The sequence below is a fragment of the Halomonas sp. SL18_1 genome (genome assembly GCF_055755715.1).
Map to the genome: position 1 here is coordinate 3,150,181 of NZ_JBVTRK010000001.1, position 17,520 is coordinate 3,167,700.

Annotated in this window: 12 protein-coding genes and 4 pseudogenes; 6 read left to right on the forward strand and 10 right to left on the reverse strand. The window is 67.2% G+C overall.

Annotated features, from left to right (window positions below; genetic code table 11):
• Positions 1–135 precede the first annotated feature (135 nt).
• Positions 136–1,315, reverse strand: a pseudogene (gene fadA, locus ACSJDS_RS16070) (acetyl-CoA C-acyltransferase FadA).
• Positions 1,316–1,342: 27 nt separating this feature from the next.
• Positions 1,343–3,532, reverse strand: a complete 2,190-nt coding sequence (fadB, locus tag ACSJDS_RS16075; protein WP_473034135.1) for a fatty acid oxidation complex subunit alpha FadB — start codon at positions 3,530–3,532, stop codon at positions 1,343–1,345.
• A gap of 223 nt (positions 3,533–3,755) precedes the next feature.
• On the opposite strand from fadB, the pseudogene slyA reads away from it, so the two are divergent.
• Positions 3,756–4,198, forward strand: a pseudogene (gene slyA, locus ACSJDS_RS16080) (transcriptional regulator SlyA).
• Positions 4,199–4,212: 14 nt separating this feature from the next.
• Here slyA and ACSJDS_RS16085 read toward each other — a convergent pair.
• A complete protein-coding gene (locus ACSJDS_RS16085) occupies positions 4,213–4,755 on the reverse strand; it encodes a preprotein translocase subunit YajC (protein WP_473034136.1) in 543 nt (180 codons plus the stop codon).
• 105 nt (positions 4,756–4,860) lie between these two features.
• Here ACSJDS_RS16085 and ACSJDS_RS16090 point away from each other — a divergent pair, with 105 nt between their 5' ends.
• Positions 4,861–5,316 (forward strand): universal stress protein, encoded by a 456-nt coding sequence (locus ACSJDS_RS16090; protein ID WP_238978347.1) that lies wholly within the window; start codon positions 4,861–4,863, stop codon positions 5,314–5,316.
• 156 nt (positions 5,317–5,472) lie between these two features.
• On the opposite strand, the pseudogene ACSJDS_RS16095 reads toward ACSJDS_RS16090, so the two are convergent.
• Positions 5,473–7,424: pseudogene (locus tag ACSJDS_RS16095) on the reverse strand (ATP-binding cassette domain-containing protein).
• A gap of 41 nt (positions 7,425–7,465) precedes the next feature.
• Between ACSJDS_RS16095 and ACSJDS_RS16100 the strand changes: the two are divergent.
• From ACSJDS_RS16100 to ACSJDS_RS16115, 4 genes are all read left to right on the forward strand, one after another.
• Complete coding sequence (locus ACSJDS_RS16100; protein ID WP_473034138.1) at positions 7,466–8,428, forward strand: TatD family hydrolase; 963 nt, start codon at positions 7,466–7,468, stop codon at positions 8,426–8,428.
• A complete protein-coding gene (locus ACSJDS_RS16105) occupies positions 8,428–8,907 on the forward strand; it encodes a hypothetical protein (RefSeq protein WP_473035049.1) in 480 nt (159 codons plus the stop codon). The genes ACSJDS_RS16100 and ACSJDS_RS16105 overlap by 1 nt, the downstream gene beginning before the upstream one ends.
• 341 nt (positions 8,908–9,248) lie before the next feature.
• Positions 9,249–10,607 carry an ISNCY family transposase gene (locus ACSJDS_RS16110; RefSeq protein ID WP_473034139.1) on the forward strand — a complete coding sequence of 453 codons (1,359 nt, stop codon included), beginning with the start codon at positions 9,249–9,251 and terminating at the stop codon, positions 10,605–10,607.
• A gap of 461 nt (positions 10,608–11,068) precedes the next feature.
• Positions 11,069–12,097 (forward strand): IS110 family RNA-guided transposase, encoded by a 1,029-nt coding sequence (locus tag ACSJDS_RS16115; RefSeq protein ID WP_473034140.1) that lies wholly within the window; start codon positions 11,069–11,071, stop codon positions 12,095–12,097.
• A gap of 815 nt (positions 12,098–12,912) precedes the next feature.
• Here the strand turns inward: ACSJDS_RS16115 and ACSJDS_RS16120 are convergent.
• The 6 genes and pseudogenes from ACSJDS_RS16120 to ACSJDS_RS16145 form a co-directional block, all read right to left on the reverse strand.
• Positions 12,913–14,115 (reverse strand): IS110 family RNA-guided transposase, encoded by a 1,203-nt coding sequence (locus ACSJDS_RS16120; protein ID WP_473032606.1) that lies wholly within the window; start codon positions 14,113–14,115, stop codon positions 12,913–12,915.
• Positions 14,116–14,262: 147 nt separating this feature from the next.
• Positions 14,263–14,430 (reverse strand): hypothetical protein, encoded by a 168-nt coding sequence (locus ACSJDS_RS16125; protein WP_473034141.1) that lies wholly within the window; start codon positions 14,428–14,430, stop codon positions 14,263–14,265.
• The gene (locus ACSJDS_RS16130) at positions 14,379–14,930 is read right to left on the reverse strand and encodes a hypothetical protein (RefSeq protein WP_473034142.1); all 552 of its coding nucleotides are present in this window, start codon (positions 14,928–14,930) and stop codon (positions 14,379–14,381) included. The genes ACSJDS_RS16125 and ACSJDS_RS16130 overlap by 52 nt, the downstream gene beginning before the upstream one ends.
• A gap of 366 nt (positions 14,931–15,296) precedes the next feature.
• Positions 15,297–16,493 (reverse strand): alpha-ketoacid dehydrogenase subunit beta, encoded by a 1,197-nt coding sequence (locus ACSJDS_RS16135; RefSeq protein WP_473034143.1) that lies wholly within the window; start codon positions 16,491–16,493, stop codon positions 15,297–15,299.
• Positions 16,433–17,266 (reverse strand): annotated as a pseudogene (locus ACSJDS_RS16140) (thiamine pyrophosphate-dependent enzyme); the annotation flags it as partial. The gene ACSJDS_RS16135 and the pseudogene ACSJDS_RS16140, both read right to left, overlap by 61 nt.
• On the reverse strand, positions 17,212–17,511 hold the full coding sequence (locus ACSJDS_RS16145) for a hypothetical protein (RefSeq protein ID WP_473034144.1): 300 nt from the start codon (positions 17,509–17,511) through the stop codon (positions 17,212–17,214). The pseudogene ACSJDS_RS16140 and the gene ACSJDS_RS16145, both read right to left, overlap by 55 nt.
• Positions 17,512–17,520 lie beyond the last annotated feature (9 nt).

A 17,520-nucleotide genomic window follows, 5' to 3' on the forward strand; every position in this document is an offset into this window, starting at 1 on the left:
CTTCGTTAAGATGCATAAAAAATGCATCTTATGGCTCCTGGCCCCAGTCGTCAACGCCTCAAACGCCGGTGGCCCCGCCAACGAGGACGGGGCCACCGGTTTACCGCAGAAAGTGCTGACTTCACCCGTCGGGGCTTACTTCAAACGTTCGAACACCGTGGCCACGCCCTGTCCCATGCCGATACACATGGTGGCCAGGCCCAGCGTGGTGTCGCGCTGCTGCATCACGTTGAGCAGCGTGGTGCAGATACGCGCGCCGGAGCAGCCCAGCGGATGGCCCAAGGCGATGGCGCCGCCGTTGAGATTGACCTTGTCGTCCATGGCATCGAGCAGGCCGAGATCCTTGAGCACCGGCAGCCCCTGAGCGGCAAAGGCCTCGTTGAGCTCGACGGTCTGGATATCGTCGGTGGTCAGGCCGGCGCTCTTGAGCGCCTTCTTGGAGGCCGGCACCGGGCCATAGCCCATGATGGAGGCATCGCAGCCGGCCACCCCGGTGGAGAGCACCCGGGCGATGGGCTCGAGGCCCAGCGCCTGGGCGCGCTCGTAGCTCATCACCGCCATGCCCGAGGCGCCCACCGACAGCGCCGAAGAGGTGCCGGCGGTGACCGTGCCGCTGCGCGGGTCGAAGACCGGCTTGAGCTCGGCCATCTTCTCCAGGCTGGCGTCGGCGCGAATCACCTCGTCACGGTCGACCCGCACGCGGAAACCGTTAGCATCGTGGCCTTCCACCCCGATCACTTCATTGTCGAAGCGCCCCTGCTCCATGGCGGCCTGAGCCCGCTGGTGGGAGCGCACGCCGAACTTGTCCTGTTCCTCGCGGCCGATGCCGTGCGATCTTGCCCAGCAGCTCGGCGGTCAGGCCCATCATCATCGCCGCCTTGGCGGCATACTTGCTGGCCGCCGGGTTGACGTCGACGCCGTGGGTCATGGCGACATGCTCCATGTGCTCGACGCCACCGATGATATAGAAGTCACCCATGCCGGCCTTGATGTTGGCCGCGGCGATATGCAGCGCCGTCATGGAGGAGCCGCACAGGCGGTTGACCGTCTGGGCCGGTACCGTGCGCGGGATGCCGGTCATGATCGCCGCGTTGCGGGCGATGTTCATCGACTGCTCGAGGGTCTGATTGACACAGCCCCAGATCACGTCGTCGACCTCGGAGGGATCGAGATTGGCGTTGCGATCGAACAGCGCCTGCATCACCGCGGCGGACAGATTCTCGGCACGCACGTGGCGGAAGGCACCGTTCTTGGCCTTGGCCATGGCGGTACGCACTCCGTCGACCACCACGATATCTCTCGGGTTCAAGCTCATTCTCAACATCTCCTGTTCGCGGTGGGTTCAGCTCTGCGCCTGGGTGGAATAGAAGCGCTCGTCGGCCTTGGCCATCTCGCGCAGCTTGTCGGTGGGCGCATCGAGCGGACCCAGCTCCTCGGCCAGCCCCTCGGCCAGCTCGACGAACGCCGCCACGCCCATGGCGTCGATATAGCGCAGCGCACCGCCGCGGAACGGCGGGAAGCCGATGCCGTAGATCAGCGCCATGTCGGCCTCGGCCGGCGTCTCGACGATGCCGTCTTCCAAACAGCGCACCGTTTCCAGGCACAGCGGCACCATCATGCGGGCGATGATGTCGTCGTCGGAGAGCTCCTTCTCCTCACGTACCACCTGCTTGACCAGCGCATGGGCCGCCTCGTCGCTGACCTTCTTCGGCTTGCCCTTCCTGTCTTCCTCGTAGGCGTAGAAGCCTTTGTCGTTCTTCTGGCCCAGTCGCTCATTCTCGTACATCACCTGAATGGCGCTCTTGCTGCCGTCACCGCCCATCTGGCCCATGCGCTCGGGGAAGCCCTCGGCCATCACCTCACCCGCATGAACGGCGGTGTCCATGCCCACCACGTCGAGCAGGTAGGCGGGGCCCATGGGCCAGCCGAACTTCTCCATGATCTTGTCGACGCGCTGGAAGTCGGCGCCCTGCTCCATCAGCAGGCTGAAGCCGCCGAAGTAGGGGAAGAGCACGCGGTTGACCAGAAAGCCCGGGCAGTCGTTGACCACGATGGGCGTCTTGCCCATGGCCCGGGCGTAGGCCACGGTGGCCGCCACGGCGGCATCACTGGTCTTCTCACCGCGAATCACTTCGACCAGCGGCATGCGGTGCACCGGGTTGAAGAAGTGCATGCCGCAGAAGTTCTCGGGGCGCTTGAGGTTCTCGGCCAGGCGGTTGATCGAGATGGTCGAGGTGTTGGAGGTGAGGATGGTCTCCTCGCCGACCAGGCCTTCCACCTCGGTGAGCACCGCGTCCTTGACCTTGGGATTCTCGACCACCGCCTCGACCACCAGGTCGACGTTGCCGAAGTCACCATAGGAAAGCGTCGGGCGAATGTTGGTGAGCTTCTCGGCCATCTGCTCGGTGGTGAGCTTTTTGCGCTCCACCTGCTTGGCGAACAGCTTGCGGGCCTCCTTGAGGCCAAGCTCGATGGCCTCGTCCTTGATGTCCTTCATCAGGATCGGGGTGCCCTTGGAGGCGCTCTGGTAGGCGATGCCGCCCCCCATGATGCCTGCGCCCAGCACCGCGGTCTGATTGACCGGCCGCGCCTGCTTCTCGTACTTGCTGCCCTTCTTCTTGACCACCTGATCGTTCATGAACAGGCCGACCAGGTTGAAGGCGACACTGCTCAGGGCCAGCTTGGCGAAGGCCTTGGCCTCGATGGCCTGGGCGCGACCGCGCTCCTCCCCGGCCCCTTTCTGGACCACCTTGATCGCCTCCACCGGCGCCGGGTAGTGGGGCCCCGCCTTGCCGGCCACGTAGCCCTTGGCGGTCTCGAAGGCCATCATCTGCTCGATAGGACCGAGCTTGAGCGGCTGCTTCTTCTCATCGCGGCGCGCCCGGTAGTCGAGCTCGCCACTGTTGGCGCGGGCCAGGATATCCAGCGCCGCGGCCTCGAGCTGCTCGCCGGGCACCACCGCATCGACGGCACCCACCTTGAGCGCGGCATCGGCGCGGTTCTCGGTGCCGCCGGCGATCCACTCGATGGCGTTGTCGGCGCCGATCATGCGCGGCAGGCGCACGCAGCCGCCCCAGCCGGGAAGAATGCCCAGCTTGGTCTCCGGCAGGCCGATCTTGGCCTTCTCGCTCATCACACGGAAATCGGTGGTCAGCAGCACCTCGCAGCCGCCGCCCAGCGCCAGGCCATTGATAGCGGTCACGGTGGGGAACGGCAGATCCTCTATGGCATTGAAGATGTCATGCACCTTGAGGTTCATCTCCACCAGGTAGTCTTCACCCTTGTCGAACAGGCCGTGGAATTCGGTGATGTCGGCACCGACGATGAACGCCTCCTTGCCGCTGGTGATCACCAGCCCCTTCAGACCGCTTTCGGCCTCGATCGCCTTGACCGCCTCGCCCAGTTCGCCCACCACCGCGCTGGAGAGCTTGTTGACGGATTCATCCTTCAGGTCGAAGGTGAGCGTGGCGATGTCGTCGCCCCCGTTCTGGGTACCGCGCGACACCGTGATGGCATTGCCTTGATAGATCATCCACGAATCTCCACACAGAGGATTGGCATTGGAGGAGCGCCCGATTTCATACGGCCGTTTGATTTTGGAAGCTTGGTGCAGTCGGCGCGGTTCGTCAAGCCCTGAGTGGCACTGAATGGGGCGGACGCGAGTCGGACCCTAGGAGGGGGGCAGCGGAGTACCGCTTGCATTACACGCGGCGGCTCCGGACAATTCGGCAAATTCAACGCAAATGCGGAGTCCCATGCACCAGAACATCGGCTTCCGGCTGTCACGCCTGCCGCGCCTGTGGCGGGCGATCATCGACCGGCGACTGGCGCCGCTGGGCCTGACCCAGACCCGCTGGATCACTCTCTACCACCTATGGCGCCTGGGCGACGGCCAGCCCCAATGCGACCTGGCCCGGGCCATCGGCGTCGAGGCGCCGTCGCTGGTGCGCACCCTCGACCAGCTTGCCGAGCAAGGGCTGATCGAGCGACGCCCCTGCGAGCAGGACCGCCGCACCAAACGCGTCTTCTTACCCTGGAAGCGACCCCCCTGCTGGAGCAGATCGACGAGGTGGTCACCCAGGCCCGCCGCGAGATGCTCGACGGCCTGAGCGACGCCGAGGTTCACCAGCTCGACGCCCTACTGGCCCACATCGAGAATAACGGCCTGGAAATCCAGGCCCGGGAAAGCGACGGCTGAGCGCCGGGCGGGTCTCACTCCGGCGCGGTGCCCTCGGCGTGACCAAAGGGGCGCGGCCCCTCGAGCCGGTCGGCGCGACCAGCCAGGGCATCGCGCAGCCGACGAAAGTCCGCTACGTAGGTCAGAAAGCGCTCGGCTCCCTGAGACTCCCACCACCACAGGGTGATGCCGGGCTCCCGCGACTCGATCACCAGCGCATCCTGGGGCAGGCGCATCAGCAGCGCCTCCAATGGCTTGCACGCCGCCTCAGGCAGCGGCCGCAGCGGCTCGATGCGCCACCGCCAGCCGGGAATAAAGGTCTTGAGGGCCTCGCTGGCCTCGCTGTCGCGCACCAGCACGAAGCGCGGCCCCGGCGCGTCCTGGGGATAGGGCCAGCGATAGCCCGGCATGGCGGTGGCGATACCGTGCAGCGGCGGTGACGCCAGCGTCACCTGCACCCCGGCCTTGCCGGCGGCGCTGCGCAGCGGCGCGATGCGCCGCTGACGCGGGCTGGGCTTGAGCCACAGCACCGGCGAGATCATCAGCATCAGCACGAACAGTATCAGCAACCAGACCATCGGTATCTCCTGAATGAATCTTGACGCAAGTCGTTGTCCTCGCTCACCGTTCGTCCTAGAGTGATGGCATGTTCACGTCACCCCGCCACTCTTCAGGAGCCTCTCATGAGCAATGAATATCGTCACATCCTGGTCGCCGTCGATCTGACCAAGGACTCCCACAAGGTGCTGGAGCGCGCCCTGCAGATCGCCGAACGCAACCAGGCCAAGCTCTCGATCATGCACACCCTGGAGCCGCTGGGCTTCGCCTACGGCGGCGATATCCCCATGGACCTCACCAGCATCCAGGACCAGCTCGACGAGCATGCCAAGCAGCGCCTCGCCGAGATCGCCGACGCCCATGTGGCCAAGGAGAACCAGCACGTAGTGGTCGGCATGCCCGACACCGAGATCCACCGCTTCGCCGAGGAGCACGACGTCGACCTCATCGTGGTCGGCTCCCACGGCCGGCACGGTTTCGCCCTGCTGCTCGGCTCCACCTCCACCGGCGTACTGCACGGCGCCCAGTGCGACGTCCTGGCCGTGCGGGTGGGGAAGAAGGGCGAGAAGAGCGCCGAGTAGTCGCCTCCCCTCACTGTCCTGCGGGAGGGAGCTTCAGCTCCGGTTCAACGCTTCGACCAAGCAGCGCCTCGCGCTGCCAGAGCGGCAAGTGCGGGGCGCCCTCCGGCGCCTTCGCCCGATGAATCGGCCTCCCACGAGGCATTTCCTCTATGCCCATTACTCCCCCGCGGCGAGGGCCTCCAGCTCCATCCACCGCTCCATGGCCGCGTCGAGTTCGGCCTGTTTCGCCGCCATGGCCTCCAGCGTCGCGGTGACCGCCGTGCTCTCCTGCTGGTAGAAGCCGGGGTCGCCCACCTTGGCCTCGAAGCCCGACACCTCATTCTCCAGCCGCTCGATCTCGGCCGGCAGGCCGTCGAGTTCACGCTGCAGCTTGTAGGAGAGCTTGGCGGGCTTCTTCGCCGCCGGGGCCGGGTCGGCCTTTGGTGCGGCCCCCACCGTGCCGGGCGCCGTAACGCTAGCCCCCTCTGTCGCCGTGGCGACGGGTTCCGCCCGCTGGCGCGCCGCGCCCTCCCAGGGCGCCGGCGGCAACTCGCCACCCTGGCGCACCCAGTCGCTGTAGCCGCCCACGTACTCGCGCACCACGCCATCGCCCTCGAAGGCCAGCACCCCGGTCACCACGTTGTCCATGAAGGCACGGTCGTGGGAGACCAGCAGCAGGGTGCCGTCGAAGTCGAGCAACAGCTCCTCGAGTAGCTCCAGGGTCTCGACATCCAAGTCATTGGTGGGCTCGTCGAGCACCAGCACGTTGGCCGGCTGGGTGAACAGCTTGGCCAGCAGGAGGCGGTTGGACTCCCCGCCGGAGAGCGCCTTGACCGGCTGGCGGGCACGCACGGGGGTGAACAGAAAGTCCTGCAGATAGCTGATGACGTGCTTGTCCTTGCCCCCACCGTGACCCGGTCGCTGCCCTGGGCCACATTGTCGTAGACGCTCTTCTCCGGATCGAGGCCGGCGCGAAGCTGGTCGAAGTAGGCCACCTGCAGGTTGGTGCCCAGGTGCACCTGGCCCTCGCTCGGCGCGAGTTCGCCGAGCAGGATCTTGAGCAGGGTGGTCTTGCCCGCACCGTTGCGACCGATCAGCCCGATGCGATCGCCGCGCTGGATCTCCAGGGAGAGATCGCGGATCACCGTCTCCTCACCGTAGCGGTGGCTGACGCCCTTGAGCTCTACCACCCGCTTGCCGCTGCGCTCGCCGCTGTCCACCGAGAGCGAGGCCTTGCCCTGGCGCTCGCGGCGCTGGCTGCGTTCGAGGCGCATCTGCTCCAGCGCCCGCACGCGGCCCTCGTTGCGGGTCCGCCGCGCCTTGATGCCCTGGCGAATCCAGGCCTCTTCCTGGGCCAGCCTCTTGTCGAACTCGGCGTGCTCCCGGGCCTCCACCTCCAGCTCGTGGACCTTCTGCTCCTGATACTTGCCATAGTCGCCGGGATAGCGCCCCAGGCGGCCGCGATCCAGCTCGAGAATCGCCGTGGCCAGCTTCGACAGGAAGGTACGGTCGTGGGTGATGAACAGCACCGCGCCGTTGAAGGCGGCCAGCTGCTCCTCCAGCCAGGCGATGGTATCCAGATCCAGGTGGTTGGTGGGCTCGTCGAGCAGCAGCAGATCGGGCTCGGCCACCAGCGCCCGGGCCAGGGCCACGCGCCGGCGCCAGCCGCCGGAGAGCGAGGCCATCTCGGCATCCTCGGGCAGTCCGAGGCGCGTCAGCACCACATCGATACGCTGGTGGAAGGACCAGCCGTCGATGGCCTCGAGCTGGGTCTGCAGCGTCGCCATGCGGCGCATGTCCGGCGCCTCGGCCTGCACCAGGTGGTGGTATTCCGAGAGCAGCTCGCCCGCCTCGGGAAGCCCCTGGGCCACCACATCGAAGATGGTCTCGCCGCTGGCCTCGGGCAGGTTCTGGTCCAGAACGCCGATCTTGAGCCCCGGCGCGCGCCAGATGCTGCCGCCGTCGGGGAGGATCTCACCGGCCACCAGCTTGAGCAGGGTCGACTTGCCGGTGCCGTTGCGGCCCACCAGCGCCAGCCGCTCCCCGCGCTCCAGCATCAGGTCGGCGCCGTCGAGCAGTACATGGGTGCCATAGGCCAGTTGCAGACGTTCCAGACGTAGCAGGGTCACGCGCAGTCCTCATCCAGTCATCGGGCGCCCTAGTGTAACGCATGGCAGGCCTCGACCGGGCATGTGACGATAGGCCGTTTTCGCTCCTGGAGACTGAGCACGGCCATGCACAAGACGCTCCCCCCGACGGCGACACGACGCTGCCCGAGGCGCTGCGCTTTCGCTCCCCGGCGCCGCTGGTGGACATCGGCGCCAACCTGACCCACGAGAGCTTCGCCCGCGACCTCGAGGCGGTGATCGCTCGAGCGCGGGCGGCGGGCGTCACCACCCTGATCCTCACCGGCACCGACCGCGAGCACGCCGAGCAGGCCGTGGCGCTGGCGCGCCGGCATCCCGGGCTCTACGCCACCGCCGGCGTTCACCCCCACGACGCCAGCCGCTGGAGCGGCGAGCTGGCGCGGGCGATGCGCGACCTGCACCGCCAGCCCGAGGTAGTGGCGGTGGGCGAATGCGGGCTCGACTTCAACCGCAACTTCTCGACGCCGGCCGAGCAGGAGCGGGCTTTCGAGGCCCAGCTGGAGCTCGCCGCCGAGAGCGGCCAGCCGCTGTTCATCCACGAGCGCGACGCCGGCCGCCGCATGCGCGAGATGCTCCACGCCTGTCGCGACGCGATCGGCGACGCGGTGATCCACTGCTTCACCGCGGATCGCGAGACGCTGTACGGCTATCTCGACCTGGACCTGCATATCGGCCTGACGGGCTGGCTCTGCGACGAGCGTCGCGGCCACCACCTGCGCGACCTGGTCGGCGAGATCCCGCTTAGCCGGCTGATGGTGGAAACCGACTGCCCCTACCTGCTGCCGCGCAATTCACCTGCCAAACTCAAGGGCAGGCGACACGAGCCGGCGCTGCTGCCCTGGATCGTGCGGGAAATCGCCCACTGGCGGGGCATCGACGAGGCCGAACTGGCCGCGGCGACCACGGCCACCGCCAGTGCCTTTTTCCGCCTGGACCAGCGGCAACAGGAGAGCGCAGCGCCCGACCACCGGCAGGAGAACGCATGATGGAAGAGATCCCCGGATTCATTGCCGTGGAAACCGGCGAGGACGGCGAGCTGCCCCTGGCAATCGCCTGGGTGCTTCCCGACGGGCGTATCAAGCACACCCTGATCCAGCCCGACGACGGCTGGCTCGACGATGAGATGAACGCCCTCAACGGCTACAGCATGGAAGAGCTCAACAGCTTCGGCGTGAGCCCCCTGGATGTGATTCGCGAGCTGGAGAACGATCACTTCAACGCCACCCTGTTCACCGCCGGGGTGAGCGACGACGAGGCCGCCCTGGCACGGCTCTTCGACACCTTCGGCATCGACCCCTTCGTGGAGCTGGCCCCGGCCGACAGCCTCTATCCCGATCTGGACAGCGGCGAGTGGACCCGGGCCCGAGGCGAGCTGTTCGGCGAGCTGGGCCTCGAACCGCTGCGCCCCGAGCACGAGGTAGCGGTGATGCTGCGCCTGCATCAGCGGCTGGGCATGCCGGAGTAACCCTGGGCCGGCTCCTAGTACTACAGCAGTAGGTGTCTTCTGCTGGAGCAGCTTTAGCTCCGGTCCGACGCTTCGGCGACTGGAGGCGAAGCCTCCCGGCGGCGTTGCCAATGGGCCCGGTTGTTGCCAACTCCGGCAGCCTCCGCCGAGGCGCCTGCGGCGCCAGTCGCGACGGGGACCGGCGCTCCTACAGGCGAAATTTACTAATGTAGTGCCCGTCCAGAAACCCCAACATTCTGATATTGTTGAGAATTTCTGCCGAACGGACACAAAAAACCCCGTTACCCTGGTAAGATCAGAGGCGCTAACACACTGACTTGCCAAGGAAACGGGGGTGACTGATGCGTGCAGAACGCACCGTCCAGAGCAGTATATTCGAACGCTACGCTGAGCACGAGATCGGCCTGGAGTTGCAGGCCATGTCGGCCTGGCTGGACGCGCACCCGGAGTTGCTGGCTTGGGTGGCCATGGACCTGAAGACCGACGCGGTCCAGCCCGTTGGTCGCCAAGGCCTGAGCTGTGAGTCGGTGTTGCGCTGTGCGCTTCTCAAGCAATACCGGCAGCTCAGCTACGCGGAGCTGGCGTTCTGTCTGTTGGATTCGATGTCGTGCCAGGCGTTTGCCCGGCTGACGACGGGCTGGGTCCCCAAGAAGGCGGCGCTGCAAGGCGTGATCAGCCAGATCTCGGACACGACCTGGGAGCGGATCAACCAGCACCTGCTGCAGCAGGCCTGCACCGTCCGGATCGAGCGCGGCGACATGCTGCGGATCGACAGCACTGTGACCGATGCCCCGGTTCACGCGCCCAGTGACAGCACCTTGCTGTGGGATAGCGTCCGGGTCTTGGTCCGGCTGCTCAAGCAGGCGCGGGAGCTAGCCGGTGACCGGGTCCCGATCGCGTTCTGCGATCATCGGCGCCGGGCCAAGAAGCGGATGCGCACGATCCAGTACACCCGGGGGCAAGACAAGAAGGTAGCCCTGTACCAGGATCTGATCGCGGTGACGGAGAAGAGCCTGGCATACGCCGAGCAAGCCGCTATGGCGCTGCGCGCGCAGCGTGCCGTGCTGTCGTCGGACTACGACGCCTGGCAGGCTCAACTGGCCCACTTCACGCCCTTGATCCGGCGCGTCATCGCACAGACCGAGCGGCGCGTACTGCGCGGGAAGAAGGTCCCGGCCAAGGACAAGCTCGTGAGCCTCTTCGAAGCGCATACCGACATCATCGTCAAGGGCCGCCGGGACGTGCAGTATGGCCACAAGCTCAACCTGAGCACCGGCCGCAGCGGCCTAGTGCTGGATGTCGTGATCGAGGACGGCAATCCGGCGGATGCCGAGCGTCTCCTGCCGATGCTCGACCGCCACATCGCCCAGTACGGCAGGCCGCCCCGCCAGATGGCGGCCGATGGCGGCTACGCCAGCATCGCCAACCTCGATGCCGCCAAGGCGCGACAGGTTGACGACGTGGTGTTCCACAAAAAGCGCGGCTTGGCCATTGACGCCATGGCCAAGAGTCCCTGGGTGTATCGCAAGCTGCGCAACTTCCGCGCCGGTATCGAGGCCGGTATCTCGTGCCTGAAGCGAGCTTACGGCTTGGGCCGCTGCACCTGGAAGGGGCTGGCTCACTTCAAGGCCTACGCGTGGTCCTCGGTCGTCGCCCACAACCTGGCCTTGCTGGCCCGCTTGAAACCGATACCCACCTGAGCGGATATCCGACCCCGTGTCGCCCCTACGGCAAGCCAGCTCGCCGGGCCCTGCCACGCCTTCACACAAGCAACTATCACCCGCCAATGGCAGAGTTGGTGAGGAATGACCATGTCTCGTGACGATCAGGCTTCCGGGGCGGGAACATCGTGGCGCCGCCGATGCCAGATCGCACGAAATCCCGTCTTTCTGGACGGACACTAATGTAGGAGCAGCTTCAGCTCGCGACTGGAGGCGAAGCCTCCCCGCGGGGTTAACTGCGCTGGCGGTCAGCGCCAACTCCGGCAGCTTCCGCCGAGGCGCCTGCGGCGCCAGTCGCGACGGGGACCGGCGCTCCTACAGGCGAAATTTACTAATGTAGGAAATGGGATGGACCCGTCCCTCCCTGTGCCAAGATGAGTTTGCAACGCCATCTTGGGTGCACGGGGCACCACACGGCATCTCGAAGAGAGGGTCCATCCATGAATCACATTAGCATCGTCGGGATCGATCTCGCCAAGCATGTCTTTCAACTTCACGCCGTCGATTCCAAAGGGCGGCAGGTGTTCAGCAAAACGGTGTCACGCTCGGCATTTCCCACCACGCTAGCCCAACTGCCTCGCTGCGTTGTCGCCATGGAGGCCTGCGGCGGGGCCCATTACTGGGCCAGGGAGATTCAGGCGCTGGGGCATGAGGTCCAGTTGATTCCGCCCCAGTACGTGAAGCCCTTCGTCCTCGGGCACAAGAGCGACGCCCGGGATGCCCGCGCGATTGCCGAGGCAGCGGCCCGGGATGCCACGCCACGGGTGGCGCCCAAGACACTGGAACAGCAAGCGCTGCAGGCGATGCATCGCGTGCGCTCACGGGCCATCACCAGCCGGACGGCGCTGGGTAATGAGCTGCATGGCTTGCTCGCCGAAATGGGGATCATCGTGGCCAAGGGGCACTCGGTGTTTCGCCAGGGGGAGGTCAGGCGCGTGCTCGCCGAGCATCGAGTCCAGCTGGGCGACGACCTCTTCGTGGTACTGGATGATGTCCTGGACCAGTGGCTGGCGCTGGATGCCCGCATCCGTGCCTATGATCAGCGCCTGGCACGGCTGGCCAAGACGACGCCGGTTTGTCAGCGCTTGATGAGCGTGCCCGGCATCGGGCCGGTCAATGCCACCTTGCTGGTCAGCCATATCGGCGATCCGAAACGGTTTGCCAATGGCCGCGCCTTCAGCGCCTCGATTGGCTTGGCGCCCCGCCAGCACTCGAGTGGCGGCAAGGAGCGATTGATGGGCATCTCCAGGCGGGGCAACGGCGAGGTGCGTCGACAGCTCGTGCATGGTGCCCGAGCGGCCTTGCGTGCCTTGCAGCGCCAGCAACAGCCGGATCGGTTGGCACGTTGGGCATGCTCCTTGGCCGCGCGACGCGGCGCTGCCAAGGCCACTGTCGCCCTGGCGAACAAGCTCGGCAGAATCTGCTGGGCGGTGATGGCGCGTGACACGCGCTACGCAGCCATGCCGTGAAGCACGAAGATGGCATGAAATAACTTAGATTTCCCGGAGGTTGCGCAGGTACGTACGTAGATGGCAGGACAGGTCAGACCGGCTCTCCGCCACTCTGTGAAGCTGTATGGCCACTCGTGAGGCCGAGTAGGAGATCAGATCGGAGAGCGCGCATCCCATCATGGCCAGGTACCGACGAAGTGCCACTGACAGGCCGGATATAAGCGTGCAGTCTCACCCCCGCCGATACGTGTCGGGCTTGCACAACGGGACGGGTCCATATAAGCAGCTTCAGCTCGCGACTGGAGGCGAAGCCTCCCCGCGGGGTTGCCTGCGCTGGCGGTCAGCGCCAACTCCGGCAGCTTCCGCCGAGGCGCCTAGCGGCGCCAGTCGCGACGGGGACCGGCGCTCCTACAGGCGAAATTTACTAATGTAGGAGCAGCTTCAGCTCGCGACTGGAGGCGAAGCCTCCCGGCGGCGTTGCCAATGGGCCCGGTTGTTGCCAACTCCGGCAGCCTCCGCCGAGGCGCCTGCGGCGCCAGTCGCGACGGGGACCGGCGCTCCTGGTATGGATTGACCTGTCAAGGGTTCGGTTGTCTCTGTCGTTTGTGATCATCCTCAATGCCTTCGGATCAGGAAGCGAGGGGCTGATCAGCGACGGTGGATCTCTCTGGTATTCGTGGGTTGGGTACCGACCTGTCATCACTTCGTCGCGGAGCTGCCCTGGTCTACAAGCGAGGGTCACCCTGCCCCGGAGGGCGGGGGCCTCATAGGAGCGTCAGGGGTTCTCCCACCGGCCCGACGCTCCCTGACCCGAAGGCACTGGGACGGGAAGCTCATGCCGTGGCTCGACTGGCGTGGGGTTTGCCCATGGCCTCGCAGGCAATCGCCCACAGGAAGCCGGCCAGCTCCCGGGCCACGGCCGTCACCACCTGTTGCTTGACCTTGCCCGTGGCCGCCAGCCGGCGGTAGCGCCCACAGAGCCGCTTCTGCGCCTCCCAGGCAATCGCCTGCACCGTCGGCGAGGTCCTCTCGGCCCGCTGCTCGATGATGCGCGTCTTGCGGGCCGGGAACCGGTAGCTCCAGGCGGCCTCCACCAGCACGCGTCGTACATGCCCGTTGCCGGTCTTGGTGATGCCGCCCTGGCGTCGGCTGCCACCGCTCGAGTGCTCGCTGGGCACCAAGCCCAAGTAGGCCATCAGCTGACGAGGCGAGTCGAAGCGGCTGATGTCACCGAGCTCGGCCAGCACCGTCATCGCCGTGATCAGGCTGACACCGCGCATCGCCTGGATGGCCTCGACCACCGGGGCCAGTGACCAACTCGGCAGCGCTGTCTCCATCTGCCTCTCCAGGCCGGCCACGCGGCGCCGGGCATCGCGCACCGCCTCGATGTACTCCTGGAGCACAATCTGCTGAACCGAGGTGTCGAAGCGCACCGTTTCCAGCCAGCGGAAGTGGGCAGGAAGCCACTTGCTCTTGCCGGGATAGACCTTGCCGTGACGCAGCAGGAAGGCGTTCAGTCGCTGTCGCACCTTGAGCTCGACGGCCTTCATGTCCTCGCGGGCCCGCGTCAGGTCGCGTATCGCCTCCTGCTCCGGCGTAGGCACCCAGACGGGCGTGAGCTCCCCGGACCGCGACAGGCGCGCCAGCATCTGCGCATCGCGGCGGTCAGTCTTGACGCGATCGCCGGCGCGGCGCGGGATCAGGGTCGGGGCCACCACCTCGCAGTCATGCCCGCTGGCCTGGATCTGGTGATAGACCCCGTAGCCGCAGGGGCCAGCCTCGTAACTGAACAGCAGAGGCTGCCCAGCGAAGCGCTCGCTCAGCTGGCGAACCAGCTTGTCGATCGCCTTGGGCTCATTGGGAATCTCGCCACGAAACTCAGGGGTATGCCGCCCCGCCTCGGCGACGGACACCGCAATGCTCGCCTTGTGGACATCCAGCCCGATATAGGCGGCGTGAACGTTGCTGGCGGCGTTGACCTGCTCGGTGACGGTGCGGTCGACAACGGCTCGCTGAGTTGCGTTAGACTGTTTCATGACCTGCCTCCCTCAATAGTGGCTCTGTGTTGTTGCCTCAACCTCAACGTAACCCACGACGTTGAGGAGGGGCAGGTCAATCCATCATGTCTACAGGCGAAATTTTTAACGCCGTATGGTCGAGCGTAGCCAGTTTTCAGACAGTGCCTAAGCCACCACCAGGCGGCGCTGCTCGGGAATGCCCATGCCGATCAGCAGCGGGTCCTCGGCCTGGCGCGCCTGGAAGGCCGCCTTGCTGTCCAGCCCCTGCCAGCCGAACTGGATCAGCGCCTGGGCGGTGGCTCCTCCCAGACTGGTGCCGGGCCCCGGCACCACCACCCGATCGGGGGCGAACTCGCGCACCCCGACCCGCAGAGCCGCGGTGAAATCGTAGGGGCCACCAGCTGCTCCCCCAGGGTGTAATCCCACAGGGCCTCGGGGTCGCTGCTCCAGGGGGTCCAGAGGTGCCCACGTCCATCGATCAGCGGCACCCTCGGCGCCCGGAAGGGCGCTGCCGGCAGACGCTGGCGAGCGGCGTCGCGCACCTCCCGCTGTAGCGGCGTATGGAAGGCGGCGTGCTGATGCAGGCGCAGCGGGAAGCGATCCCTAACCGGCAGCGCCTCGGTCAGTCGCGCCAGCCCCGCCTCGTTGCCGCCGAACACCAGCATCCCGCCAAGCTCGATGGAGAGATAGAGCTCAGCCCCCTGGTCGCCGTGCAACCGGTCGATCAGCGCGAGCAGCTCACGCCGCCTCTCCCACTGCGGGCGCCACTGCTCGTCGACCCAGGGGTAGAGCAGCTGCCCGCCCGCCAGCCGCTCCTGCATCATCTGCCCCATGGTGCCGATCAGCTCGAAGGCGTCCTCCTGCCCAGGGCAGCGCCGGCCATCAGGGCGATATACCAGCCCATGGAGTTGCCGGTGACCGCCACGACCTCGTAGCGAGTGCGGTCGATGGCCAGCAGGTCGGCCAGGGCGCAGGCATAGATCAGCGGCGCGGCGTGTTCGCCGCGACCATGCAGGCGTGCACGAAACGGCAGCTCGGCATCCAGTGCGGAAAGGGTCGGCAGCCCCGCCTCGCGGCGCCGGGCATCGAAGCGCGCCAGCCATTCCGCGCCGCCGGCATGGCGGGTCAGGCTGCCCCACTCCGCCTGGGTGTAGGTGCCCCGCCCGGGCAGACGATCAGCAGTCGTTCGCGTCTCTCGCTCATGCTTGCTGGCTCCCTGTCAGCGTCTTCTGGGCGTCAACGCCACTATTGTCGGCCCTGTCGATCAGGGCCCGCGCCCGCTCGACGATGGCGTCCGCCGAGGGCAGCGTGGCCGTGGCGGCCCGCCCCAGCGGAATGAAGCTGTCCTCGGCGGTCAGGCGGTGCAGGCGCCGGCTTTCCACCCCACGCTCCACCAGGGCGGCGATCAGCTCCTCGCTGACCGAGCCCGAGCGGCGACACTCGTCGACGACCAGCACCTGGTCGCAGTCGGCGACCCGGCGGTGCACAGCCGCGTGGTCGATGGCGGTGAGCCAGCGCAGGTCGACGATGCGCAGGGCAATGCCTTCGGCCTCCAGTCGCGCCGCCGCCTGCCGCGAGAGGTAGACGCCGTTGCCGTAGGTGACGATGGCAAGCACTCGCCCCTCCCCCCAGACGCCGAGTTCCCCCACCCCCAGGCGGTGCTCCGGCCCCGGGTCGGCAAAGCACCAGCCGCCGTCGCCCTCCTCCAGCAGGTCGCGGCGGTGGTAGAGGGCGATCGGCTCGAGCATCACCACCACCCGCTGCTCCTCGTCGGCCAGGCGCACCGCCTCCTGCATCAGACCGACGGCATCGGCGGCATTGGACGGACAGGCCACCAGCAGGCCGGGGATGTCGCGCAGCACGGCGATGGCGTTGTCGTTGTGGAAATGGCCGCCGAAGCCCTTCTGGTAGCCGAGCCCGGCGATACGCACCACCATGGGGTTGGTGTACTGGCCGTTGGAGAAGAAGCTGAGGGTGGCCGCCTCACCGCGCAGCTGGTCCTCGGCGTTGTGCAGGTAGGCCAGAAACTGGATCTCGAGAATCGGCACCAGGCCGTTGTGGCCCAGGCCGATGCCGAGCCCCAGGATGCTCTGCTCGTCGAGCAGGGTGTCGATCACCCGGTGCGGGCCGAACTGGGCCTGCAGCCGCTGGGTGACCCCGTAGACGCCGCCCTTGCGGCCGATGTCCTCGCCGGCCATCACCAGATGCGGATAGCGGCCCATCAGGCGCCCCAGCGCCTGGTTGAGCAGCTTCGCCATGGAGGCCGGCGCCGGGTCCAGCTCTCCCTGCCAGGGGCGGCAGCGCCCCGGCCGCGCCAGCGGCACGATGCTGGCCATCACTTGCTCGGCCGTCTCCAGCTTGGGACGCTGAATTGCCGCTTCGGCGACATGGGCCACCCGCTCCCCCACCGCCCGGTAGAGCTCACCGATCCGGGCATCGTCGAGCCCCCGTGGTGGCGCAGCAGCCCGGCGCTGACCAGCAGGGGGTCCCGCGCCTCGTCGGCCTTGATGCGCTGGGGCGTGAGGTAGGCCTGCTGGGCATCGGAGCCGGCATGGCCGAACAGCCGCACGCAGCGCATGTGCAGGAACACGGGCTGGCGGTGCGTCCGGGCGATGCGCGCCGCCTCCCGGGCCGCCCGCCGGGTATCCAGCAGATCGAGGCCGTCGCAGCTCAGGTAGTGAAAGCCGGGGCGGGCGCGCATGCTGGCCTCGACCCAGCCCTCGGGGGTGGGCGTGGAGATGCCGATGCCGTTGTCCTCGCAGACCAGCACCAGCGGCATCGGGGCGCCCTGGTAGGCGGCCCAGCCGGCGGCGTTGATCGCCCCCTGGGCGGTGGAGTGATTGAAGGAGGCGTCGCCGAAGCTGCAGATCACCACGCTGTCGGCCGGCCAGTCACCCCCGCCGCCCAGGCGTCGCCACAGGCCGAGCCCATAGGCTGCCCCCATCGCCTTGGGCAGGTGCGAGGCGATGGTGCTGGTCTGGGGCGGCACCGCGAGTGCCTTCGAGCCCAGCACCTTGTGCCGGCCGCCGGAGATGGGGTCCTCGGCCGAGGCGGCGAAGCTGAGCAGCAGATCCCATAGCGGCGTCTGGCCGGGCACCTGACGGGCGCGCTGGATCAGAAAGGCGGCGTCGCGGTAGTGCAGAAAGGCGGGATCCGTGGGTCGAAGGCGCCGGCGATGGCGGCGTTGCCCTCGTGACCGGCGCTGCCAATGGTGTAGAAGGCCTCGCCGCGGGCCTGCAGGCGCCGGGCATGCAGATCCAGATGGCGGCTCATCAGCTGGGACTCGAACAGCTCGACCAGGCCGGCACGGCTGAGTTCAGCGTCATCGAGGCTCCAGGCCCGGTCGGGTTCGGGCCAGTCGCCGGAACGCAGGGCCTGGAAGAACAGTGTCTCCTGGGGCAGGGAATCGACCACGGTAGCGGG